This window comes from Flaviramulus sp. BrNp1-15, assembly GCF_022259695.1.
GTDB lineage: Bacteria > Bacteroidota > Bacteroidia > Flavobacteriales > Flavobacteriaceae > BrNp1-15.
The window spans coordinates 2,892,216-2,915,676 of sequence record NZ_CP092099.1 but is presented as its reverse complement, the minus strand read 5'-3'; the positions used below and the strand labels follow the sequence as shown (position 1 = coordinate 2,915,676).

Genomic DNA, 23,461 nt, shown 5'->3' with positions numbered 1-23,461 from the left:
TAAACCTTGAAGGTTTTAATTATTTATGCGAAATTTACGCAAAATTCAATTTATTTATGCAAGATACTTCAAAACAATACGATGCCGTAATAGATACCTGCAAAAGTTTGTTTGTTAAAAAAATGAGTGATTACGGTAGCGCATGGCGAATATTACGTTTACCATCACTTACAGACCAGATTTTTATAAAAGCGCAACGTATTAGAAGTTTGCAACAAAATGCTGTTAGAAAGGTTGATGAAGGTGAAGTAAGCGAGTTTATTGGTATTATAAATTATTGCATTATGGCTTTAATTCAGTTAGAAAAGGGTGTGGTTGAACAACCTGATATGTCTACAGAAGAAGCCACAGAATTGTATGAAAAACAAGTTGCCATTACCAAAAAGTTGATGGAAGATAAAAACCATGATTATGGTGAAGCATGGCGAGATATGCGAGTGAGCAGTTTAACCGATTTAATCTTGCAAAAGCTTTTGCGTGTTAAACAAATTGAAGATAACCAAGGAAAAACTATAGTGAGTGAAGGTATAGATGCTAATTATCAAGACATGATTAATTATGCCATTTTCGCTTTAATTCATTTAAAAGAAGATAAAAATGAAAATATTAGTAGTATTAAGTAGAATTTTTGTTGGTGTTTTATTCATCATTTCTGGATTAATAAAATTAAACGACCCTTTAGGATTTTCATATAAACTGCAAGAATACTTTAGTACAGATGTGTTAAACATTCCATTTTTAGAGCCTTATGCTTTAGGTATTTCAGTTTTAGTAGTGGTTTTTGAAGTTGTATTAGGCGTATTTTTACTTATAGGCTATAAGCCCAAATTTACGGTTTGGAGTTTATTACTAATGATTGTGTTTTTTACGTTTCTAACCTTTTATTCAGCTTATTTTGATAAAGTTAAAGACTGTGGCTGTTTTGGTGACGCTTTAAAATTAACTCCTTGGGAAAGCTTTACAAAAGATATAGTGCTGTTGTTTTTTATTCTAATTTTATTTTTTGGAGTAAAACACATAAAACCACTTTTTAGCAAACTGCCAACTACCATTTTAGCCTTGTTAAGTTTTGTGTTTAGTTTGTGGTTTGGATATCATGTATTACAACATTTACCAGCAAAAGATTTTAGAGGTTATAAAATTGGTGCCAATATTACTGAAGGCATGACAATTCCTGAAGATGCGCCAAAACCAGTAATAGAATATTATTGGAAATTTAATGTTAATGGCGAAGAGCAAATAATCACAACAAATGGTTCTTACCCGTCTGTAGAAGGCGATTTTGTGAGTGTTGACACTAAAGTTATTAAAGAAGGCTATACACCTCCAATTTATGATTTTTCTATTGAAACTTCAGAGGAAGATCTAACAGAATACTTTTTAAGTGAAGATAATCTTATAGTTGTTGTGTCTTACAGCTTAGAAAAAATTGAAAGAGATGGTGCTTTAAAATTAAAAGCATTACAAGACAGAGCTACTAATAACGGATACAAAATTATAGGTTTAACAGCATCAGGAGAAGATGCGAAACAGCGTATTAAAGAAGCTTATAATATACGTTTTGATTGGTATTTATGCGATGAAAAAGCGCTGAAAACTGTGGTGCGTTCTAACCCAGGGATTTTAGAACTCGATAGCGGAACAGTTAAACAAAAGGTACACTGGAATGATATTGATGATTTAGAATTGCCTAAAGTTGAAAGGAAACCAGAGCCTAAGAAAGAGCTTCCTACTATTGCTTATTTTGTAAATGGAGAACCATCTACTAAAGAAGAAGTTGAAGCTTTAGATACTTTAAAAATTGAAAGTGTAAACGTTGTGAAGGATTCCATTCAACTTAAAGAATTAAATACTCAAAATAACACAATTTATACAGGTATTGTTGAGGTTACATTAAAACCAGAGAACTGATTAGCTACCTTTTAAATAAAACCACTTATGCATTACTCACCTTATTAGGCGTAGTAACCGTTATATTCTTTTTATTTAATGTACTTCCTGGAGATCCTGCACAAATGATGCTTGGGCAAAATGAAGATAGCGAACAATTAGCTTTAGTAAAACAGAAATACGGATTTGATAAACCTGTAAGTACACAATATTTATACTATTTAAACGATTTGTCTCCCATTTCGTTTCACTCGAACAAATCAGAAGATTATACCTTTTTAAGTGAAGAAAAATATAATGCAACTACACTCTTTTCTATAGGAAATACAACTGCAGTTATCAAGTTTCCTTATTTGCGGGAATCTTTTACAAAACAAGGGAAAAAAGTAACTCAAGTTTTAGCCGAAACTCTACCTAATACATTTGTTCTTGCTGTTTCTGCTATAATTATCGCCATGATTTTAGGAGTTAGTTTAGGGATCGTTTCGGCATTGTATAAAGATAAATGGCTCGATAAAACCATCCAGATTTTCAGTACGTTTGGTATGAGTGTGCCTTCGTTTTTCAGTGCCATTTTATTTGCATGGTTTTTTGGTTTTGTATTGCATAAATACACCAATTTAGAAATGACAGGAAGTCTTTACGAACTTGATGACTTTGGTGAAGCTATGCATATTAAATGGAAAAACTTAATATTACCTGCAGTAGTGTTAGGAATTCGTCCGCTGGCAGTAGTTATTCAGCTTATGCGAAATTCGTTGTTAGAAGTTTTCAATCAAGATTATATTCGCACTGCACGAGCAAAAGGTTTAAGTGAGTTTCAAATTATAAAAAAACACGCTGTTAAAAATGCCTTAAATCCTGTGGTTACAGCAATATCAGGTTGGTTTGCATCTATGTTGGCGGGTGCTGTTTTTGTTGAGTACATTTTCGGGTGGAATGGTTTAGGAAAAGAGATAGTAAATGCCTTAAATACACTAGATTTACCTGTAATTATGGGTTCGGTACTAATTATAGCGGTATTGTTTATAATTATCAATATTTTTGTAGATATAATCTATGTATGGCTCGACCCTAAAGTAAAGCTTGAATAACTACAAATGAGAAAAATGAATTATCTACTTTTTATATTATTAAGTTTTTTAAGTTGTAAAACAGAAACACCTACACAATTTTCTGAAGTAGCATTAGCAGATACATTTACAACTTTAGATGGTAATTCAATAGTCTTTAAAGATATTATAGAAGCTCATAAAGGGCAAACTATTCTTATAGATGTTTGGGCATCTTGGTGTAGAGATTGTATTGAAGGTATGCCCAAAGTAAAAACATTACAGAGAAAATATAAAGATGTTGCTTTTGTTTTTCTGTCTTTAGACAAAACAGAAAATGCTTGGAAAAAAGGCATCAAGAAATATGATGTTCAAGGTGAGCATTTTTTTATGCAATCTGGTTGGGATGGTGCTTTTGGTAAGTTTTTAGATTTAGACTGGATACCTCGTTATTTGGTTATAGATAAACAAGGAAACATTAAATTGTTTAAGGCTGTAAAAGCAAATGATAAACGAATAAAGCAAAATTTAATAAATAATTAATAAAATCCCTTATTACATATAGGGTAAATTAAAAATGAGAAAAAATATCGTAGCAGGAAACTGGAAGATGAACAACGATTTATCAGCCTCAAAAAAACTAGCAAAACAGGTTGTAAAAAAAGTTAAAAAAGCAAAACTAAAAGGAACAAAAGTTATAATAGCTCCTACCTTTGTTAATTTAGAATCTGTTGCCAAAGCAACAAAAAAGAGTAAAGTTAGTGTTGCTGCTCAAAATATGCATTTTGAAGAAAGCGGTGCTTTTACTGGTGAAGTGTCAGCGAAAATGTTGAAATCGGTAGGTGTAAAAACAGTAATTCTAGGTCATTCAGAAAGAAGAGAGTATTTTGGAGAAACTGATGAGTTGCTAGCTAAAAAAGTAGATGCAGCTTTGGCTAACAAAATGAAAGTTATATTCTGTTTTGGAGAAGTATTAGCAGACAGAAAATCAAACAAGCACGAAAAAGTAGTAGAAAGTCAAATTAAAAATGCACTATTTCATTTAGAAGCTTCAGCTTTTCAAAATATTGTATTGGCTTATGAGCCTGTTTGGGCAATTGGTACAGGAGAAACGGCAAGTCCTGAACAAGCACAAGATATGCACGCATTCATTAGAAAAACATTATCAGATAAATATGGTAATGATGTTGCAGATGAAGTTTCAATTCTTTACGGAGGTAGTGTGAAACCAGCAAATGCTGAAGAAATTTTCTCTAAACCAGATGTAGATGGAGGTTTAATTGGAGGCGCAGCACTTAATGCAGATGACTTTTTTGCGATTGTTAATGCGTTTTAAGTAGATAGTAAAAGGTTTTTAAACCAAATTTTTATATGCATAAAGTAAGGGTATTCCCTGATTTTAATAAATCAGAGAATGCCCTTAACTATTTGGTTTTAATTGTAGGTAGCTTGCAGTAAGCTATTTATTAATTAAAATCAATGATTATGGAATCTTTAAAACTACTTACTCTTTTCTCCTTTTTTTCAATGTCTATCTCATTCGCTCAAGCACCTGCAAATGATGAATGTGCAAATAGAGAAACCATTACTATTGGTACTACCAGCTTTGAGCAATATAGTGTGGTTATGACTGACGCTACTGAAAGTCTAGACGCTTCATGTGAAAACGCAGTAGATACCAATAAAGATGTTTGGTATGAATTTGTAATGCCAATAGATGGTATTTTATTCATTAGCAATTTGTCCGTTTCAAATTATGTTACTTTATATGATAGTTGTGGAGGTGCTGAAATAGCTTGCGGAAATGATGATACGGCTTTTAGTGGTTTAACCTCTGGAGCGATTTATGTTTTAAGGCTCTCTAATAGGTTTAATGGAACAACATCTTTTAGAGTTCAAGCTTTTGAGGTGGCTGCGAATGATGAATGTGTAAATAGAGAAACTATTTCTGTAGTAACTTCAAACTATACTCAATATACAATAGATTCAAGAACCGCTACTGAAAGTTTAGATGCCTCATGCGATGTGCCTACAAATAATAATTTAGATCTTTGGTATGAGTTTGTCATGCCTGTTAATGGAAATGTTGAAATATCTGGTGTTCAGTTTACTAGGCAAACCTATACCATTTATGACAGTTGTGGTGGTACAGAACTTCAATGCCTTTATGAAAACGGTTTTTTTATGAACTTAACTGCAGGAACAACATATATTTTAAGAATGAGCGATCGAGAAAATGAAGCTGGTTTGGATGATTTTAGAATTCAAGCTTTTGAGTTTCTTGGTAATAATGACTGTGTAAATAGTCAAAATATTACAGTTGAAACTACTAATTCTAATGACTACTTAATAAATTTAAAAGCAGCTTATGAAAGTACAGACTCCTCGTGTGAAACTGATACTAACGAAAATTTTGATTTATGGTATGATTTTGTAATGCCAGTAAATGGAAATTTAAGTTTAAAACAGCTTAGTACTGAAAAAGTAACGCTTTATGATGCTTGCGCAGGTAATGAAATATCTTGTAAAACTGGAGCACAATTTGTTTATGGATTAACGTCTGGGACAAACTATAAAATGCGGGTTTCATCAACCACTTTAGTGTCTAAAACATTAAGAATTCAAGCTTTTGAAGAAGCAGTTAACGATGAATGTGTTAACAGCGAATTAATAACTGTTGAAACTGTAAACTATTCTGAATATAGTATAGATACAAGAACAGCAACCGAAAGTATAGACACATCTTGTGAAAATTCCACCAATAATAATTTAGATTTGTGGTACGAATTTACGATGCCAGTTACTGGGAATCTTCAAGTGTCTAGCGTGCCAAATCAATTTATCTCTACATTATATGATAGCTGTTCAGGTGTAGAAATAGATTGCTTTAATGGTAGCGATTCGTTCTTAAATTTAGCTTTTGGAACCACGTATAAATTACGAGTAGCACAAAAGTTTAATGATGCAAATCTTATAAATATGAGATTGCAAGCTTTTGAATTTATTTTTAATGATGAATGTACAAATACACAAGCTATTACAGTAGAAACAGATGTTATACATGCGTATGGCGCTAATGTTGCAGCAGCAACAGAAAGCGGTATTAGTACTTGTGAGCCCGATGGAGGAGATGCTTTTAATGTTTTAGATGTTTGGTACAGTTTTACAATGCCAATAAATGGTGATGCTCAAATTAATGATTTAACCGGTTCATCCAATCAATATTTTTCGCTTTACGAGACTTGTGGAGCAGAAGATATTCAATGTTTTACTAATAATGGTATGTTTACTAATTTAACATCAGGATCTTCTTATCAACTAAAGGTTTCAATGCTTTCTTCTTTGGGTTCAGGCGTGTTTAATTTTAGTATTCAAGCTAAAGATTCCAGTTTAAGTTTTGAAGACAATGAATTAGAAACGCTCTCAATTTTTCCAAACCCAACACGTAATACTATAACTATAAGTAATAGAAATCAACTTCAAATAGATAGTATTTCTATTTATGATTTAAGCGGAAGAAAAATAAAAAACATTAATATTTCCTCTATAAATAGAGAAGAGGTTGTCGATATTTCAGAATTACAAAATGCTATGTATTTACTAGTTATAAGTAGAGGAAAAGGTGAGATTACTAAAAGAATAATTAAAGAGTAAAAATTAAAAACGCTAAATACCCAATGTTTTGTACCTTATTCATTCTTAAGCTAATATTATTTTGAAAAAAAGTATTCTCTATTTAATTATACAACTGTTTGCGTTTTTGAGTGCTGCACAAACGATAAATGTAGATAGTCTGCTATACATAGTTAAATCATCTAATAGTATAGAAGAAAAGGTTAAGAATTATGGAACATTGTCTTGGGCGTTAATCGATAATGATTTAAAACAAGCCATTGCCTACAATGATAGTATTTTTAATATTTCTAAACGTTATAATTATATTGATGGTATTGCAGATGCAAATTATAGATACAGTGTTTTAAATCGAGCACTTGGAGATTATGATAAAGCTTTAATGTTTTTAGATGAATATGAGAAATTTATAACTGGAGATACTTTAAAAATTGCCAATGCAGCTTTTCAAAGAGGTGTGCTAAACAGTATTAAAGGCGATTATGATGAAGGCTTGAGGAGTTATCAAATTGCACTTAATCATTACGAGTTACTAGATCATAAAAGGGGGATTGGTATGATATATAATACACTTGGAATTACCTACTCCAATATGAACCAATATGATGAGTCTATTAGTAACTATAAGAAGTCTATTAAAATATTAAAGTCTGTTAATGATATTGACGCTTTAGCAAGTACTTATAGTAATTTGGCGAATGTTTACAAAAAAAAGAATGAGTATGATGAAGCACTAGACTATTTTAATAAATCTATTGAATTAAGTACAAAAACTTCTAACATTAGAAGGATTGCTCATAATAAGCAAAACATTTCTTCAATTTATAAGGAGCAAAAAGCTTATTCAAAAGCTGTTGAAGTTGCTTTGCAAGCCTATAACATACTAAACGAGCATAACTACAAAGGTGAGTTAACTGGAGCAGCAGCCAATTTAGGTGAAATATATACGCTCATGGGCAATTATAGGGAAAGTGAGCAGATTTTAAAAAAACATCTAAATAATTTAAAAGGCTCTGTAAAGGATCAGTCAAAACTTTATTTTAGTTTGTATAAGCTTTATGAAGTGTCGAACAGACATCAAGAAGCATTAATGCATCACAAAGAATATAAAAAACTTTCTGATAGTATTATTAATGAGAATGGCTTAAAGAATTTTAATGAGCTTAGAGTAAAGTATGATATAGAAAAAAAGGATAAAGAACTAGTAGAGCAAAAATTAACTTTAGAAAAACAAGAATTAGAAATTCAAAAAAAGAAATCTCAATATACATTAATGACTGGCATAGCTATTTTCCTTTTGTTGACTTCTTTACTCACTTGGTTTCTATATAAACAACGTCAAAAACGTAAAGACCAAGAAATTCTTTCTTTAAAAAGAGAACATCAAATTAAAACTTTAGAATCCTTAATTGAAGGCGAAGAAAAAGAGCGTTTTCGTATAGCAAAAGAGTTACACGATGGTGTAAATGGCGATTTATCTGCTATAAAGTATAAGTTAACGGCATTGCTAGAGAAAAATAATAGTGTGATAAATGAGGCAGTCGCAATGATAGATAAATCGTGTGAACAGGTAAGAGCTATTTCACATAACTTAATTCCGCCTTCGCTTAAAAATTTTAGTTTATTGGAAGCTTTAGAAGATTATTGTTCAACTATGAATGGTATTCATAAACCAGAAATTACATTTCAGCACATAGGAGATTCCATTGCTATTTCTAAAACAGCAGAAGTTAATATATTTAGAATCATACAAGAACTAATAAATAATAGTATAAAATACGCAGATGCCACTGAAATTGATGCACAAATTAGTAACCGGGATAATGTGGTTCAAATAACGGTTGAAGATAATGGAAAGGGATTTAATATAAATAATGTTTCAGAAAACGGAATTGGTCTAAAAAATATTCAATCAAGAGTAGATTATTTGAATGGTAAATTAGATTTTTCATCAACAGAAGAAGGTAGTTCATTCATTATAGAAATTAATTTAAATCAGTTAAATGACAACTAATATAGCTATAACAGACGATCATTTGATGGTACTTCGCGGCATAGAATCTATGCTGTTAGATGTGAAAGAAATAAAAGTAGTTGGAACTTATGAAAACGGTACACAAACGCTAGAAAATATTAAAAAAGATAATCCAGATGTTTTGCTGTTAGATATTAATTTACCAGACATAAACGGGATAGATTTATGTAAAAAAGTATTGAAAATTCTACCAGAATTAAAAATTATTGCTTTAACAAATTTTGAAGAAACCGTTTTTGTAAAGCGTATGATAACAAATGGTGCAAGTGGGTATTTGCTTAAAAACACTCATAAAATGGAACTTATAGAAGCATTTAAAACAGTGCTTAGTGGTAAGCAATATTTACAAAAAAATATACAGGATAAAATCTTAAATCAAGCCATAGGTAAACAGAATTCAAGCATACTTATTCCAAAATTAACAAGAAGAGAAAAAGAAGTGCTTCAGGCAATTTCAGAAGAATTAACTACACAAGAGATTTCAGAAAAATTGTTTATTAGCCCTAAAACAGTAGAAACACACCGTATGAATATTATGAGTAAGCTGGGAGCTAAAAATAGTGTTGGAATTATTAAAATAGCTATTGAAAAGCAGTTGTTATGAGGAATTTCGGTTTAAATTTGCAAAAAAATTAAATTGAAATGTCAAACACAACATATATAGGTTACTACTTTAAAGTACAACCGCTTCAGCCAGCAGTAGAAATTCTAATTGCCGAACTAGGGTATGCAGGTTTTGAAAGCTTTGTAGAAACCGAAGAAGGGGTTACAGCATACATTCAAAAAGAAGAATGGAATGAGGATATTTTAGATGATATTCACATTTTAAATTCTAAAGAGTTTAAAATCACTTATACTTTTGAAGACATAGAGCAAACCAACTGGAATGCCGAATGGGAAAAGAATTTTAACCCTATTATTGTGGATGATCAATGTTCGGTTCGTGCACCTTTTCATGAGAAACCAGACACTAAATACGATATTATTATCGAACCTAAAATGAGTTTTGGTACTGGTCATCATGAAACAACACATATGATGATTCAGCATATTTTAAAAAATGATTTTGAAGGTAAATCGGTTTTAGATATGGGTTGTGGTACAGGTGTTTTAGCAATTTTAGCTGAAATGAAAGGCGCTAAACCTATAGATGCAGTAGATTATGATAATTGGTGTTACCTAAATAGTTTAGAAAATGTAGAGCGTAATAATTGTAAACATATAACAGTTATTGAAGGTGATGCTTCTGTTTTAAAAAATAAAAAGTACGATATTATTATAGCAAATATTAATCGAAATATTTTGCTACAGGATATGAAAACATATGTATCATGCCTTAATGATAAAGGGATGTTGTTTTTAAGTGGCTTTTATAATGACGATATTCCTTTAATTCAAACAGAATGTGGGAGGCATTTGTTAAAATTTGCAGAAAAATTGGAAAGAAACAATTGGGTTTCGCTAAAATTTTTAAATTAGTACTATGATTAATCCTCAAAGATTGCTAGAAAATGAGTACTAAAGAAAAAGCATCAGAAGAATTATTATTACAAGAAGAAGTATTAACACAAAATGAAATTGTTTTGTTTAATGACGATGTTAATACCTTCGACCACGTTATTGAAACACTTATCTATGCCTGCGATCATACAGCAGAACAAGCAGAACAATGTTCTTTAATTGTACATTATAAAGGAAAATGCACTGTTAAAACAGGCTTGTACGACGATTTAAAACCAAGATGCACAATGCTTCTTGAAGCTGGTTTAAGTGCCGAAATAGTTTAAAAATTAATTATTCATTCTACCTATTGCACAACTAACAAAAGATTTGGCTTTAGTTGTTATAGCATTTTTATCTCCAACTACAGGATACCCAATATTAACTAATGTTTTCTTAACTAATTCTAGTTGTTCATCATTGCTATAGTTAAATGAAACAGTATTGGTTTCATTATCAACTGAGACTTCATGAATATTGTCTAAATTATTAAGTTTATTAATGATTGTGTTTGCACATCCATTACATTTTAAATTCTGTATTTCTAGTATTGTTGTCATTGTTTTATTTTACAGGTTGAAATCCCAAAAGGTTTGTATAACGGGCAAAAGCTTATAAAACTAGTTAATAATAATATTATAGCTACAGCCATTAATACATAGGCTAGTGTTCCCTCGATAACATCAAAAAAGTATAACAAAGCTATACCAATTGCTATTAATATTCTAATAGCTTTGTCTGTGGTTCCCATGTTTTTCTTCATAATTAAAAAATTAAGTTGTTGTTTTTTATTCTACAAAATGTAATGCAAAAACAGGTGTAAATCTTTTAAAAAAAGATTATATCAAAAATACAAAATATTAAAGTTTTGCTATGTAACTAAGTACACATAAAGTTAGTAAATATTATTTTAATTCTTTGTAAATAATATAAATAGCCATTAGTAAAATAAAAACACCGAAGCTCTTTTTAAGTTTATCACCACTTACAAATTTTGATAAAAACACACCTAGAATGATTCCTATTATTGAAATTAGAGTAAATACTAGCAGAAAAACCCATTCTATATATAAAGTTTGAACGTCTCCTATAAAACCTATAAGCGAGTTTATAGTTACAATTACTAATGAGGTACCTACAGCTTTTTTCATTGGTATATTTGCCCAAATTACAAGTGCGGGTACATATAAGAAACCGCCTCCAGCACCAATAATGCCAGTAATAGTTCCTATAGCAAGACCTTGAATAAACGTTTTATAATAAGGTTGGCTTTTTTCAATAGCATCTTCATTTTTATTTTTTTTAATCATGGAAAACGAAGCTATAAGCATAATGATTGCAAAAAATATCATTATGCCCATTTCTTTGGTAAGTTGATAATTTCCAAAACTAATAATGGTATCAGGAATTCCAGGTACTAAATACCTTCTAGACAAATAAACAGCTATAAACGATGGAAATGAGAAAGCTAATCCAGTTTTAAAATCAACTAATCCCTTTTTATATTTTTGGTAGGTACCTACCATAGATGATGTACCAACAACAAATAGGGAATATGCAGTTGCAATAACAGGGTTATACCCTAAAAGATATACAAGTAAAGGCACAGTAAGAATAGAACCACCACCACCTATAAGACCTAGGACTAAGCCAACAATAAGAGCTCCAATATATCCTAATATTTGTATCGTGTCCACTTTAGTAAGAAATCAGTTTAAAATAAATAACTTTTTCTGTATAACAATCAACAAGGTAATTTATGTTTTTTAGATTAGAGAAGGTGAATTATATTTATAATATAAATTTAAGAATAATTTTGGTTAAGTTTTAATAAAAATACTATATTTGCACCCACTTAAAAAGGCCACGTGGCGCAACTGAATAGCGCACTTGATTACGGCTCAAGAGGTTGCAGGTTTGAATCCTGCCGTGGTCACAATTTAAACCTTAATGCATTTTAAATCAATGTTTTAGGGTTTTTTTATTGGATTTTGTGACCATTTTGAGACCATCATTTGGTTTTTTCTAAGTTACTTTTTTTTTAAAATGCCAAAATGATCTGATACAAAAAATCAGTTTAGTTTAAAATCAAATAAAATAAAAAAAGGTTTTTACAAAAAAAGAAAATAAGTTATAGTGTTGTACCTACTACTATACAAGACTAAATTACATTTTAATAGAGCTGTTTTTTTATTTTAATAATTGGTATTAATGAGTTAGTAATCCGATTACTAATGAAATGTAATTAATGTTCATTTATCTCGTCAGTTTTCAAATATTGGGTAACGGTTTTGTGTATGATTTCGTTGCGTGGTTTGGTCAATAAGTTAGTAAATAAAACGTGACAATAATTCAGCACGAGAGTTTTTCTGAATTTTCTACCTTAAAATTCTAAAAAAAATCGAAAAATAAACCAGGCTTTTTTCTGTAGTGTAAACTTGCTCACATATTGAAGCTAACGGTTATGTATATGGAAAGTTGCGTGTTTGTGTGCGAGGATTTTCCGAAGGAAAATCAGAAGCTAGCAAACAAAGCAACTAATATTGATTAAGCACAAAACAGCAATTTTTTATATACTGTGTTGTGTGTAGTTTTTTATTTCAGTCAAATTCCGTTTTGTGGAATTCCAATAGTTTATCCGTGAAAATATTTATTTCTTTTTTTTCTTTTAGTTTAAAACCCGCAAACATAATCAGTCCGAAAACAACAAACACAATCGGCAAAATCCAATTTCCTTTAATCAGCGAAATTATTGAAATCAGAAGTCCGAGTCCGAGTAAAATTTTTGAGAAGATATTCAGCGGTGATTTAAAGTCAAATTTTAAATCGTAATTTCCTGCGTTATTCAAAAGTCCGATTAATCGATGGTTATTTGGAAAATGATTCCGAATAAGCTCAAACTTTTCTGGTCCGATATAACCAGAGTAAAATCCGTTTACAATTAGCTTGTTTAAGATTTTTAAGTTTTTGTCAGATTTAGTTATCGTTTGTCTCATTTCTCAAATTACACACAACGGTTACGTATAAGAATAGTGCGTAGTTTGAGTGCGAGGATTTTCCGAAGGAAAATCAGATGCAAGCAAACAAGCACTAACTTTAGATTAAGGAATAAACTTACGCATTATTTTTATACAATGTTGTAAGTAGTTTTTTTTATTCATAATCTTTATTAGATTCAGTTACAAGAATATAAATCAAAATATAATTTAAATAGTTTTCATATTCATTTTCTATAGAAAGGTCATAGTTCAATTCAAATCCTATTTTCTTGTTATTTAGTATTCCAATTTCTGCGTTCTTATGAAATATTTTTAGGTAAGGATTGGTAATTAATGAGGTTCTACTTTTTTTAAAATCAAAAATTTCGCCATTGATTAATTCAATCGTTCCTTTATTTAAAGTCTGAATACTATTTTTAAGGTCAAATGTTTGGTCAATTATTTTGAATTCGGTTTTGAAAATCTGACTGATGTGCTTGATTGACATTATCAGCGATTTTTGTCCGTCATAAATATTAATCAAGTCAGGTTTAAACCATTTTTTATTTACATCCGAAAACAATATTAAATCGTTTCCAGAATAGACTTTTAATCCGTCATTAAATCCACCATTTATTTTTAATTGTATCAAATTCTGTGTTGGGTTTAAATTACTTACAACGGTTAGTATATGAAAAGTAGGCGATTTCGAAGCACCAAACTTTCAGTTAAGCACAAACTTTGATACGAGCCAGAACTCTTGATTTTATTACTGTTTCGCCTATTTTTTATATACATTGTTAGCTGCTGGCTTTATTCTATTTTTAGTTTCATCATAATGTCGGTTTGTTCATCGTTTCCAAGTTTGAAAACGTGTTTGTCAAACTCTTTAAATCCATTTTTTTCATAAAATCGGATTGCTCTTGGGTTTTGTTCCCAAACTCCCAACCAAACATATTCCACATTTTTTTCTCTTGCCAATTCAATGGCTTTGTCATATAATATTTGTCCGACTTTTTTTCCGTGAAATTCTTTTAGCACGTAAATCCGTTCAATTTCGAGTGCGTTTTTGTCTTTAATTTCGGTTTGAGATTCTCCAACGTTTACTTTTAAATATCCGATTGTTTTTCCGTCAAGTTCCGCAAAGTAAAATTCAGCGTTTTGGTCCGTCAGTTCCGTAGTCAGTTTTTCCGTTGAAAATCCGTTTTCCAAATATTCTTTCATATTCTCCTCGCTGTTTTCCGAGGAAAAAGTTTCAGCAAAAGTCAGTTTTCCGATTTCTTTTAGTTCTTCAATATCTTGAATATTTACTTTTCTGATTTTCATTTTTTATCGTTCATTTTTTCAGCTTGCAGCTAACGGTAAATGTATGGAAAGTGCGAGTTTGAGAGCGGCGATTTTCCGAAGGAAAATCGGAAGCAAGCAAACGAGCAATTACCATTTGATTAAGAACTAAAGTAAGCATTTTTTATACATATTGTTAGCGCACGTTTACTTTTTTCTTACAATTTGTATTTTTAAATCGCAAACATATGCCGTGACTAATTTTTCTTTTTTCGCAACAGTTGCGTTTGCGATATTTAGCGTAGCTTTTTTTCTTTTATACAGATATAGATTTGCCGTGCAGAAGATTAGTCGTTTTTAATAATTGCGTTTAGATTGGCAAAAGTCAGAAGTTTAGAGCAGGAGAGAAGTCAGTTGAGTTTGATTTTAAGCACTATTTTTAAACCACTTTTTTGTGATTTTTTTGACTTTAGTGCGCTTTGTGAGAATGGGCGCTAACGGTCTCGGCTATGGTTTCGTTGCGTGAAAATCCGCGAGGATTTTCCGATTAAGAAACCAAGATAGTAAAATTGCGAGGATTTTCCGTAGGAAAATCAGTAGCAATGAATTATAGCCATTGTTAGGTACAGTTTTTTAATGTTTAAATGTCAACGGTATTCTAAATCTGGTCTTTACATTTTTTCCGTTAAGAGTGGCAGGAATCCATTTAGGCATTTTTTCTAATTTCTTTATTGCCTTTTTCTCAAAACTTAAACTTCTGTTGTTTAAAGGCTCAAAATCTGTCAGCTTTCCATTTTCATCCACTACAAATTCTACAGTTATTCTTTTATCAATTCCAAGTAATTTTGCAAAACCAGGATATTGTATGTTTTTCGCCAATTCTCTATAAAAAGGCTTAAGTCCATTTTTAGGATAAGCTTTTGTGTCAGTTTTATAGTATATGGTGTCTTTTTTTAATTCTCTAATAATATATCCATCAATTTCTATTGAATCTTTAAAAATTCTTACTAACTTTTCATTTTTCTTGTCTGAATTACATTGATATTTTCCTGTCCCGTTTGTTAGGTATGGTTTGTTGTTATTCCAAAGTTGTATATGTTTGGTTTTATCCTCAATAAAAAGTTGTTTAGAAGTTGATTCACCCTCTTTATTAAAGTATTTTACAGTTCCTTTTCTATCTTTGATTATTAAATTAGGACTTTTGTCATATTGTCTATTTGAGTTGAACCAAATGAATTCATCAAGGTTTTTTAAGTCATTAAAACCATAAAATTTACCAGTTCTAAACAATCCATTTTTGTTATAATCTTTAATTTCAATTAAACTGTCTGTTACAATATATTCTCTTTTGTTTTCGCTTTTTGAATCGTCAGTTCTATAGTGAAAACTTCTGTCAAAATTAGCGGTTTCTTGTCCGTAAGAAAGAGTAGTTAATGCTAAAAAGATTAATGTGTGCTTTATTTTCATTTTTTGTCAAAATTGTACCTAACGGTTTTGTATATGAAAAGTAGCGGAATTTCATGCACTAACTTTTCGGTTTATGCTTGATGTTAAATTTATATAATATATCTTTGCTTCAGACTTTAAATAGCTATTTTTTATATACGTTGTTAGGGATAGTTTTACTCTAAACCATTAATCCTATCGTTCAATTCCTTTAACTTTTTTATTAGATTCTCAAACGAATCAGTTTCCCCATAGAACATACTTTCTTTCATCGCTTCGTAATCTTTTTTGTAATCATCTATTATTTCTTTTGGCGGAATAAAGTTTAAAGTGCTATATCTGTGATTATCATAATCCACCCAAGAAATTTTTGTCAATTTATTTCTGTGTTTTATAATGGTATCATACAATTCTTTGTTAGTAATTGCTTTTTCTAAATATTCTGTTTCCATGAGTCGTGAAATGTCATAAAGGTGTCTCGTCATTCTTTCACTTCTAATTTTTCTATCCTTTGGTTTTTGAAATTCTTCATGTAATAAGAACATCTTTTCTATTAAAGTTCTTGTTGGAAGTACGGTTGGTACATTTATTGGTTGGTCAATGAAGTTTTCTTTTGGATAGCTTTCACTTATAAGAGATGATAACTTTCTATTTTCGTATGGTTCAATAAGTGACCTTGAACTAATTTCAATTAATATTCTTGGTTGAAGATATTCTTGTTGCTCAACTATTGAATTATATCTTAATTCTATCGCTAATGGGTCTGTGTCAGATTCTTCAAATTCTGTAACACTTAACTCAAATTCTTTCACTCCATTTTTTAAAAGAGCTTCTTTTAGAAGTAAATGAAATTTTTCGTCGACATACTTACAGGATGCTTTTCTTAGATTCTTAACCTGAGTTCTACTTAATTCACCGTTAAAACCAAAAAAAGCTCTGTCAATAGCCAAATCAATGTCTTCTGAAAACCTTTCTATTATTCCCCAAGCTTTACTTAGAGATGTTCCTCCTTTGAATACTATATGTTCAGCGACTTCTGTTGAAAATATAGCTTGTAAAGCTATCATTACCCATAAATCTTTTTCAACAGCGACTGGAAGCAATCCAGTTTTAGTACTTACTTGATTTATCACAATTCTTCTATCGTTCTCGCTTAATTTAAACCATTCCTCCATTTTTATTGTTCAATTAATTCTTTAATTATTTCGGCTATCCATTGAGGTGCAAGTTTTATATCATGTATCATGACATCTTCATCAACCGTTAATAATATCTGCTTTATTCGCTCTTTAACTTTTGAATCTATATTTTTTTGTCCTAATTCTTTTAAAGCTTGTATTACAAGTAAGATTTTATCGCTTTTTACAGAAAGCAGTTTTGGCGAAGCTTTTTTAAATTTCACACTTCCTTTATTAACTTTTATTGACCTTGAAGATCCATCAGTTAAGTAAACAACATTCATTGGGACTTGTGTAGATAATCCTAATTTATTTAGAGCATGTATTCCTGTAGGGATTATTCTAGCTTTATCTCTCTTAGCGATAGCTATCGCTATTTCTTCAATATTAGGGTATAGAATTCCAAATTTCGGATGTCTTTTTGGATAAAGATAAATTCCGTGGGCTAATCTTAAAAGAAATTCATCGTCTTCTAATCTGTTTAAAGCTTGTCTTACTGCTGTAGAACTTCCAAATTTAGAAAAGTTAGACGGGAAAAATATTTTTCCCGTTTTATAATTGGTAATCGCCTTTTTTACTTTATTTTCAACAGATACAGCCATTTTTAAATATAAAATATGTCACAAATATAGTAAATAATTGTGACAAAATAGTATTGACTGTTTTATGATAATAGTGCTGTGTTATAGCACAAAAGTATATAACCTTAGAAGACACAAGAGGTGAAGCTTTAGCTTCACCTCTTGTGTCTTCTGTAGTTTTTTACATACCTAAGTTCTTTACTTAAAGCTTTTACTTTCTAAATTTTAAGCTGAATAAGCTTTAAGTAAAGAACTTAGGTATGCGAAGTTACGACTTTTTTTTGAGAAAGTCAAGCTTTTCTTTCACATGAGTGGTTCAGAAATTATCCCTAACGGTTATGTATATGGAAAGTTGCGTGTTTGTGTGCGAGGATTTTCCGAAGGAAAATCAGAAGCTAGCAAACAAAGCAACTAATATTGATTAAGCACAAAACAGCAATTTTTTATATACTGTGTTGTGTGTAGTTTTTTATTTCAGTCAAATTCCGTTTTGTGGAATTCCAATAGTTTATCCGTGAAAATATTTATTTCTTTTTTTTCTTTTAGTTTAAAACCCGCAAACATAATCAGTCCGAAAACAACAAACACAATCGGCAAAATCCAATTTCCTTTAATCAGCGAAATTATTGAAATCAGAAGTCCGAGTCCGAGTAAAATTTTTGAGAAGATATTCAGCGGTGATTTAAAGTCAAATTTTAAATCGTAATTTCCTGCGTTATTCAAAAGTCCGATTAATCGATGGTTATTTGGAAAATGATTCCGAATAAGCTCAAACTTTTCTGGTCCGATATAACCAGAGTAAAATCCGTTTACAATTAGCTTGTTTAAGATTTTTAAGTTTTTGTCAGATTTAGTTATCGTTTGTCTCATTTCTCAAATTACACACAACGGTCTTGTATAAGATTAGTTGCGTGGTTTAAGCAACTAATTTAGCAAATACAAACCGAATAGAAAATCCGCGAGGATTTTCTTAAGTAGGCGTGTACTAGCAATTAATTTTATACGGTGTTGTGGTGTCGTTTTTATTTTAATGCACTCCAATTCCGTCAAACATTAATAGACTAATTGCAGTGTCTTTATACTTTGTTCCTTCGTAAACTTGAGTTATCTCAAATTTTAGTATTGTCTCTTTATTCGCTGGAAATTTTATTTCTCCTATGTCGATTGTTTGAATTTCAAATGAGTCCAAAAGATTTAAAACTGCATAAGATTTTCCATTCAAATAAACTTTCAATTGCTTGACTCTAGAGTTATTTTTCCAAGTCAGTTTGTTTTTCTTATATCCATTTGCTAGTAAAATTCGGTTAATTCCTAAACCACCATTATACTCTTTCATTTCGCTAAAGTCGAAACAATATTCTATAAATTCTCCAATTCCAAAATCAAGTTTTCCCTCAACCCAAGCTGTGTTTTTGTCAAAATCGTGAGCATTTTTTGGTGAGTAATTGATTCCGTTATTTTCCTTTAATTCAGACGAAGCTTTAATTGATTTAACTGAACCACCACAATACCAACTGCATCCTTTCAAAAAGATTAGTTTTCCGATTGGTTTATCAGGTGCTTCATAATCCTCATAGTCAAAAAAGTCAGAATCTTTTCCTTGAACAGCTTTAATCGTTTTCAATTCTTGCGCAAACAAAATAGAGCAAAATGTCAAAAAGAAGATTGTTAGTTTAATTTTCATATCGTTTTTTCTGAAATGCACCACAACGGTTTGTATATGGTTTGTTGCGTGGTTAAGTAACAAATTTAGCAAGCACAAACCGAATAGAAAATCCGCGAGGATTTTCGTAAGTAAGCTAGAACTAGCAATAAATTATATACTTTGTTACCACACGTTTTTATATTGCGTTATTTGTTCGATTAATAAATTCAGTCAGTTTTTCAGGTTCAGTTTTTGCCGTTTCCATAATTCCAATATTACTAACAATAAAGCTTGCAAAAATTTCATTCGGTTTTTCAGTCCGATTATTTTTCTTCATACTTGAATTAAAAATAAAAGACCTAATTGTTTGAATTGGTCCCCAAGGAAATCCCCACCAACCTAAAAGTGCAGATTTTGTATTTGCTTTACTGTGCATTTCATCAAGACAGTTTGAGCAAGCAACTTTTAACGATTTCTCGTAGTTTGTCATTATTATCATACTTACTACTTTACCAACCATAGTTGCATTAATTTTTTGTGTTTTTGATTTGCATTTCGGACAAGGATGATTTCTTAAAATATTGCAATATTCATTAAATTCAGATTCGGTCAATTCCTTTGTCTGCGAGTCGACACTATCAATTAAATTCAGATTCAGATTTCTTTTTTTAATCTCTGCTTTTAGAATATCAAGAACCTCCGGTCTCAAAGAACCTGCTTCTTCGGATGCAATTTTTTCAATTTTCCAATCGTCAAAATTCTTATAGTTTTCTCTAATGTCGTTTAAATCCATTCTGTTTTTTCAAATGTGTGGTAACGGTTTTGTATAAGAATAGTGCGGTTTTGTGTGCGAGGAATTTCCGTAGGAAATTCAGACGTAACAAAAATGCACTAACTCTTGATTAAGCACTAAACTACGCATTATTTTTATACGTTGTTGTAGCACGTTTTTATTTCAGATTTTCAAGGAATTCAATTGGGTTTCTCAAAAACTTATCTGGATTTGAGTCTTTAATTAATTCCGCTAATTCTTTAATATTCGGATTACATAGATTTCCATTTTCGTCCATTAAAATCCAATCATTACTATCGCATAATTCCAGCATTGAATTTAAGAAATTCAGTTTTGAATCTCTCAAATCAGTTCGAAATCTAAAATCTTCTATAAAATTCTCTTTTTCGTTAAAGTCAATACTCAAATCGTGGTCAACTTCTCCGTTTTCGATTTTCCAACTTTCGTTATTCCACGAAGCTCTTGGAATAATTTTGTCAATTTCGTTTCTTAATTCCACAATGTTAATTTGAATTTCTTTCCACCATTTTGTTGAAATCGCATCTTCAAATTCAGGTTCAGGCGCATCATTCAGTTCCACATCATAATTTTCCCAATATTTTTCCCATTCAGCGTGTTTTATTTCAAGCTGTTTTGGAATTCCGCCATATTTTGTTTCAATCGGCTTTCTTGGAAGTACAAATGTTAGAAATTGATATATTGCCATTGGGTTTTCTTAAATGTGCTACAACGGTTAGTATATGAAAAGTAGGCGATTTAGAAGCACTAAACTTTCGGTTAAGCATAAACTTTGACACGTACCTGAACTTTTGATTTTACTACTGTTTCGCCTATTTTTTATATACATTGTTAGCTATAGTGTATTATTCTGTCAGCTTTAATTCATATCGAACATAATGTATGCTTTTTATTGGTTTTCCACCTTTAAAAGCAGGTTCATATTTTAATTCAGACATACTTGATTTTACTTGCTCATCAAGCCACATATTACTTGCAACAGCAAATTTGATGTCCTCGACATTCCCTTTTTCATTGACAAATAAATAATAACCATAAGATAATGTATAGTCATCTCCATATCCATCAAATACGGATTTATCTGCCTGAAAATTTTCAGCTATTTTTTGGTCATTTATAGGTAATGGTTGATTGTCAGGAAGCAGATAATCTTCGTAGTCATTATAGCAACCATCACATATTTTGGAAATAACACTTGTTTTTACTTTTGGATTTTTAAACTTTGGGAATTTTTGAGTTGAAATAGCTTTACCGTTTTCATACACAGTTTCTTTCTCTAAATCTCCGTTATCGTAATAACTTCTTGTAATGCCGTGCTCTTTACCTTCTTTAAATTCTTGTTCTAAACTTACCACACCTCTCCTTATAGTTCTTGATTTACCATCTCTGAGGTAATTCTTGTATTCAGTCTCGTATATAGTTGTGCCGTTAAATGCATTCCACTCATTTATATAAAGTCCTGTACCGTTTATTAAAGTTTGCTCTCCTTTTTCGTCCCAATAGTTTTCAAAATAGACTTGACCTACTTTAAAATCTGCTTCTAGTTTTTTACTTCCATCTTTCCAAAATTTCAGCCATTTTCCAGTCCTTGTAGTATTATCAATGAAATTTGATTGTTCTTTAAGTTGCCCATTATCATACCACTCTTTTGATTCGCCAAAGTTTTGGTTGCTATCAGCTTTTTTTGTTTCTAATTTCTTCTGGACTCCGTTTTCATAGAACCATTTATGTATTAGTACTTCATTAGGTTTATCTTTTACAACCTTATACTTTAGTGCTCCATTTTCGAAAAATTCTTCTCGCTCTCCAGTTTGTTCTCCTTTTTTGTAATCTATTCGTTCTTTTAGTTTTCCGTTTTCATAAAAAGACTTGAATTCTCCATTTATTACCCCTTGTTCAAGGTAAAACTCTTCTTTAACATTTTTGTCAGGATAAAAGGTTTTGCAAAGACCAGTGAAAGTCAGGTCAAATTCTTTTCCATCTTCGTCAAGACATATTTCGTTTGGGTTTTTACGAATGTAAGATTCAATTAAGGACATTGTCTTTTCATTCATTTTATAATACTTGTCATCAAGCAAAGACATTTCGTCAAGTCTATCATAGAGGTCGCTCCCAAACAAATCACTTTCTTGAGCCTTGTCCATTAGCTTTTTGTTTTTTTGATAGATTTTATCTGCTTTTTTAACAAGGTCAGCCATTTCAGTATCTCCAATATGTTCCAACCCTTTTATTATTGTTGAGACATAAGGTCCGTAACCATTGTAGTAGAATTGAACAAATCCACCATTTCTAACTTGAGCATCTAAATACCACCAATAATAAAGTGCTTTCTGTCCATACGATAAAGATTTACCACGTTCAATTTCGTGCTCCTTGTCCTTTACAAATTTTGATATTGGCTCAAGTACAAACCAGCCAAAATCAAAACCACTTAATTTGAAGAATTCACCTTTATTTAGTTCAGGTCGAAAATGTTCGGTTTCATTAAAATCCCAATAAGGGTCATTTTCGTTTTGTGCCTTACAACCAAACAGATTTAATAGATTCATAATTATTATTGAAATGGTAATTATTCTTTTCATTCGCGATGTTTGTTCAACATTATAGCTAACGGTTTTGTGTATGGTTAGTTGCGTGTTTAAGCAACTAATTTAGTAAACAAAAACGAACGCGAGAAAATTCCGAAGGAATTTTCCAAATAAGCACTTGCCAAAGCAATTAATTATACACGGTGTTGGCAACAGTATTTTTTATATTAAACATTGTTTGGTAATAAACACCAAGTACAATAGCTAATCTATTCTCAATTTTCTTCAGGTCATATTCGCTTGTCCTGAATAGTTGTTTTCGAGCAAGCCTGGGACTTAGTCGATATTTTGAGTTCATTCGTAAAAAACTATTCGTTCCAATTCTCCAGTCGATTTTATTTGCAAGACAAGTTGAAAAATCAGAATTTAATTTTACTCGTATAGGATTCATTGAATTAACATTGAATATTTTTTTTTCTAAGTCAGTTTCTTCTTCTGAGCGTTTTGATTCAGTCCACAAATTTAAATTCCTAATTTCTAAGTCTAAGGAATCTTGAAAAAAGTCAATACTCAGTTTTTTATTTGCCAAATCAGATATGAATTCAAAATATGCTGCTTCATTAGAAATATTTGGATATTGTTTGTGAAGTTTAGATTCAAACAATTCCACCGATTTTTCTAAAATTTCTTTTTGTTTTTTTGTAATGCATTCTTTCGAAGATAAGACAGATGAAGATGAGTCAAATCCTGACTTACAGGCAAAAAAGGCGAGAAATATTATTAACATCAGTTTTTTCATATTGTTGCCAACGGTTACGTATATGAAATGTTGCGTGTTTGTGTGCGAGGATTTTCCGAAGGAAAATCAGATGCAAGCAAACAAAGCAACTCACATTGGTT

General features: G+C 30.8%; 25 protein-coding genes and 1 tRNA gene. 11 read left to right on the top strand and 15 right to left on the bottom strand.

What is annotated here, in order from left to right:
• Positions 1-56 precede the first annotated feature (56 nt).
• The 10 genes from MBM09_RS12935 to MBM09_RS12890 all read left to right on the top strand — a co-directional run bounded on the left by MBM09_RS12935 (position 57) and on the right by MBM09_RS12890 (position 10,397).
• Positions 57-623: a DUF1599 domain-containing protein gene (locus MBM09_RS12935; RefSeq protein WP_238674139.1), complete on the top strand. Its 567-nt coding sequence runs from the start codon at positions 57-59 to the stop codon at positions 621-623.
• Positions 598-1,911 carry a BT_3928 family protein gene (locus tag MBM09_RS12930; RefSeq protein WP_238674138.1) on the top strand — a complete coding sequence of 438 codons (1,314 nt, stop codon included), beginning with the start codon at positions 598-600 and terminating at the stop codon, positions 1,909-1,911. The genes MBM09_RS12935 and MBM09_RS12930 overlap by 26 nt, the downstream gene beginning before the upstream one ends.
• A complete protein-coding gene (locus tag MBM09_RS12925) occupies positions 1,908-2,984 on the top strand; it encodes an ABC transporter permease (RefSeq protein WP_238676342.1) in 1,077 nt (358 codons plus the stop codon). Before MBM09_RS12930 ends, MBM09_RS12925 begins: the two co-directional genes overlap by 4 nt.
• A gap of 15 nt (positions 2,985-2,999) precedes the next feature.
• Complete coding sequence (locus MBM09_RS12920; protein ID WP_238674137.1) at positions 3,000-3,485, top strand: TlpA disulfide reductase family protein; 486 nt, start codon at positions 3,000-3,002, stop codon at positions 3,483-3,485.
• 34 nt (positions 3,486-3,519) lie between these two features.
• Complete coding sequence (tpiA, locus tag MBM09_RS12915) at positions 3,520-4,278, top strand: triose-phosphate isomerase (protein ID WP_238674136.1); 759 nt, start codon at positions 3,520-3,522, stop codon at positions 4,276-4,278.
• 149 nt (positions 4,279-4,427) lie between these two features.
• The gene (locus tag MBM09_RS12910) at positions 4,428-6,596 is read left to right on the top strand and encodes a T9SS type A sorting domain-containing protein (protein ID WP_238674135.1); all 2,169 of its coding nucleotides are present in this window, start codon (positions 4,428-4,430) and stop codon (positions 6,594-6,596) included.
• Positions 6,597-6,657: 61 nt separating this feature from the next.
• Positions 6,658-8,589, top strand: coding sequence for a tetratricopeptide repeat protein (locus tag MBM09_RS12905; RefSeq protein ID WP_238674134.1), 1,932 nt, complete (start codon positions 6,658-6,660; stop codon positions 8,587-8,589).
• Positions 8,579-9,214: a response regulator transcription factor gene (locus tag MBM09_RS12900; RefSeq protein ID WP_238674133.1), complete on the top strand. Its 636-nt coding sequence runs from the start codon at positions 8,579-8,581 to the stop codon at positions 9,212-9,214. Before MBM09_RS12905 ends, MBM09_RS12900 begins: the two co-directional genes overlap by 11 nt.
• A 38-nt stretch (positions 9,215-9,252) precedes the next feature.
• Entirely contained in the window at positions 9,253-10,089 is an 837-nt protein-coding gene (gene prmA / locus MBM09_RS12895; protein ID WP_238674132.1) for a 50S ribosomal protein L11 methyltransferase, read from the top strand.
• Positions 10,090-10,121: 32 nt separating this feature from the next.
• Positions 10,122-10,397 carry an ATP-dependent Clp protease adaptor ClpS gene (locus tag MBM09_RS12890; protein WP_238674131.1) on the top strand — a complete coding sequence of 92 codons (276 nt, stop codon included), beginning with the start codon at positions 10,122-10,124 and terminating at the stop codon, positions 10,395-10,397.
• Positions 10,398-10,400: 3 nt separating this feature from the next.
• Here MBM09_RS12890 and MBM09_RS12885 read toward each other — a convergent pair whose 3' ends face one another.
• The 3 genes from MBM09_RS12885 to MBM09_RS12875 form a co-directional block, all read right to left on the bottom strand.
• Complete coding sequence (locus MBM09_RS12885) at positions 10,401-10,670, bottom strand: heavy-metal-associated domain-containing protein (RefSeq protein ID WP_238674130.1); 270 nt, start codon at positions 10,668-10,670, stop codon at positions 10,401-10,403.
• Positions 10,667-10,873, bottom strand: a complete 207-nt coding sequence (locus tag MBM09_RS12880) for a DUF2892 domain-containing protein (protein WP_238674129.1) — start codon at positions 10,871-10,873, stop codon at positions 10,667-10,669. Before MBM09_RS12880 ends, MBM09_RS12885 begins: the two co-directional genes overlap by 4 nt.
• A 142-nt stretch (positions 10,874-11,015) precedes the next feature.
• Entirely contained in the window at positions 11,016-11,807 is a 792-nt protein-coding gene (locus MBM09_RS12875; protein ID WP_238674128.1) for a sulfite exporter TauE/SafE family protein, read from the bottom strand.
• 165 nt (positions 11,808-11,972) lie between these two features.
• Between MBM09_RS12875 and MBM09_RS12870 the strand changes: the two genes are divergently transcribed.
• Positions 11,973-12,046: transfer RNA gene (locus tag MBM09_RS12870), tRNA-Arg, on the top strand.
• Positions 12,047-12,710: 664 nt separating this feature from the next.
• Here the strand turns inward: MBM09_RS12870 and MBM09_RS12865 are convergent.
• From MBM09_RS12865 to MBM09_RS12810, 12 genes are all read right to left on the bottom strand, one after another.
• Positions 12,711-13,106: a hypothetical protein gene (locus MBM09_RS12865; RefSeq protein ID WP_238674122.1), complete on the bottom strand. Its 396-nt coding sequence runs from the start codon at positions 13,104-13,106 to the stop codon at positions 12,711-12,713.
• A 157-nt stretch (positions 13,107-13,263) separates the two neighbouring features.
• On the bottom strand, positions 13,264-13,740 hold the full coding sequence (locus tag MBM09_RS12860) for a hypothetical protein (RefSeq protein ID WP_238674127.1): 477 nt from the start codon (positions 13,738-13,740) through the stop codon (positions 13,264-13,266).
• Between the two features lie 161 nt (positions 13,741-13,901).
• Positions 13,902-14,414, bottom strand: a complete 513-nt coding sequence (locus MBM09_RS12855) for a GNAT family N-acetyltransferase (RefSeq protein WP_238674126.1) — start codon at positions 14,412-14,414, stop codon at positions 13,902-13,904.
• A gap of 591 nt (positions 14,415-15,005) precedes the next feature.
• Positions 15,006-15,839 (bottom strand): energy transducer TonB, encoded by an 834-nt coding sequence (locus MBM09_RS12850; RefSeq protein WP_238674125.1) that lies wholly within the window; start codon positions 15,837-15,839, stop codon positions 15,006-15,008.
• Between the two features lie 155 nt (positions 15,840-15,994).
• A complete protein-coding gene (locus MBM09_RS12845; protein ID WP_238674124.1) occupies positions 15,995-16,993 on the bottom strand; it encodes a nucleotidyl transferase AbiEii/AbiGii toxin family protein in 999 nt (332 codons plus the stop codon).
• 2 nt (positions 16,994-16,995) lie between these two features.
• Positions 16,996-17,598 (bottom strand): DUF6088 family protein, encoded by a 603-nt coding sequence (locus MBM09_RS12840; protein ID WP_238674123.1) that lies wholly within the window; start codon positions 17,596-17,598, stop codon positions 16,996-16,998.
• A gap of 453 nt (positions 17,599-18,051) precedes the next feature.
• On the bottom strand, positions 18,052-18,447 hold the full coding sequence (locus MBM09_RS12835) for a hypothetical protein (protein ID WP_238674122.1): 396 nt from the start codon (positions 18,445-18,447) through the stop codon (positions 18,052-18,054).
• 157 nt (positions 18,448-18,604) lie between these two features.
• Complete coding sequence (locus tag MBM09_RS12830; protein WP_238674121.1) at positions 18,605-19,261, bottom strand: hypothetical protein; 657 nt, start codon at positions 19,259-19,261, stop codon at positions 18,605-18,607.
• 157 nt (positions 19,262-19,418) lie between these two features.
• The gene (locus tag MBM09_RS12825) at positions 19,419-20,015 is read right to left on the bottom strand and encodes a hypothetical protein (protein ID WP_238674120.1); all 597 of its coding nucleotides are present in this window, start codon (positions 20,013-20,015) and stop codon (positions 19,419-19,421) included.
• 157 nt (positions 20,016-20,172) lie between these two features.
• Positions 20,173-20,721: a hypothetical protein gene (locus MBM09_RS12820; protein ID WP_238674119.1), complete on the bottom strand. Its 549-nt coding sequence runs from the start codon at positions 20,719-20,721 to the stop codon at positions 20,173-20,175.
• Positions 20,722-20,878: 157 nt separating this feature from the next.
• Positions 20,879-22,615 (bottom strand): DUF4375 domain-containing protein, encoded by a 1,737-nt coding sequence (locus tag MBM09_RS12815; RefSeq protein ID WP_238674118.1) that lies wholly within the window; start codon positions 22,613-22,615, stop codon positions 20,879-20,881.
• Positions 22,616-22,751: 136 nt separating this feature from the next.
• Positions 22,752-23,360 carry a hypothetical protein gene (locus tag MBM09_RS12810; protein ID WP_238674117.1) on the bottom strand — a complete coding sequence of 203 codons (609 nt, stop codon included), beginning with the start codon at positions 23,358-23,360 and terminating at the stop codon, positions 22,752-22,754.
• Positions 23,361-23,461: the final 101 nt, after the last annotated feature.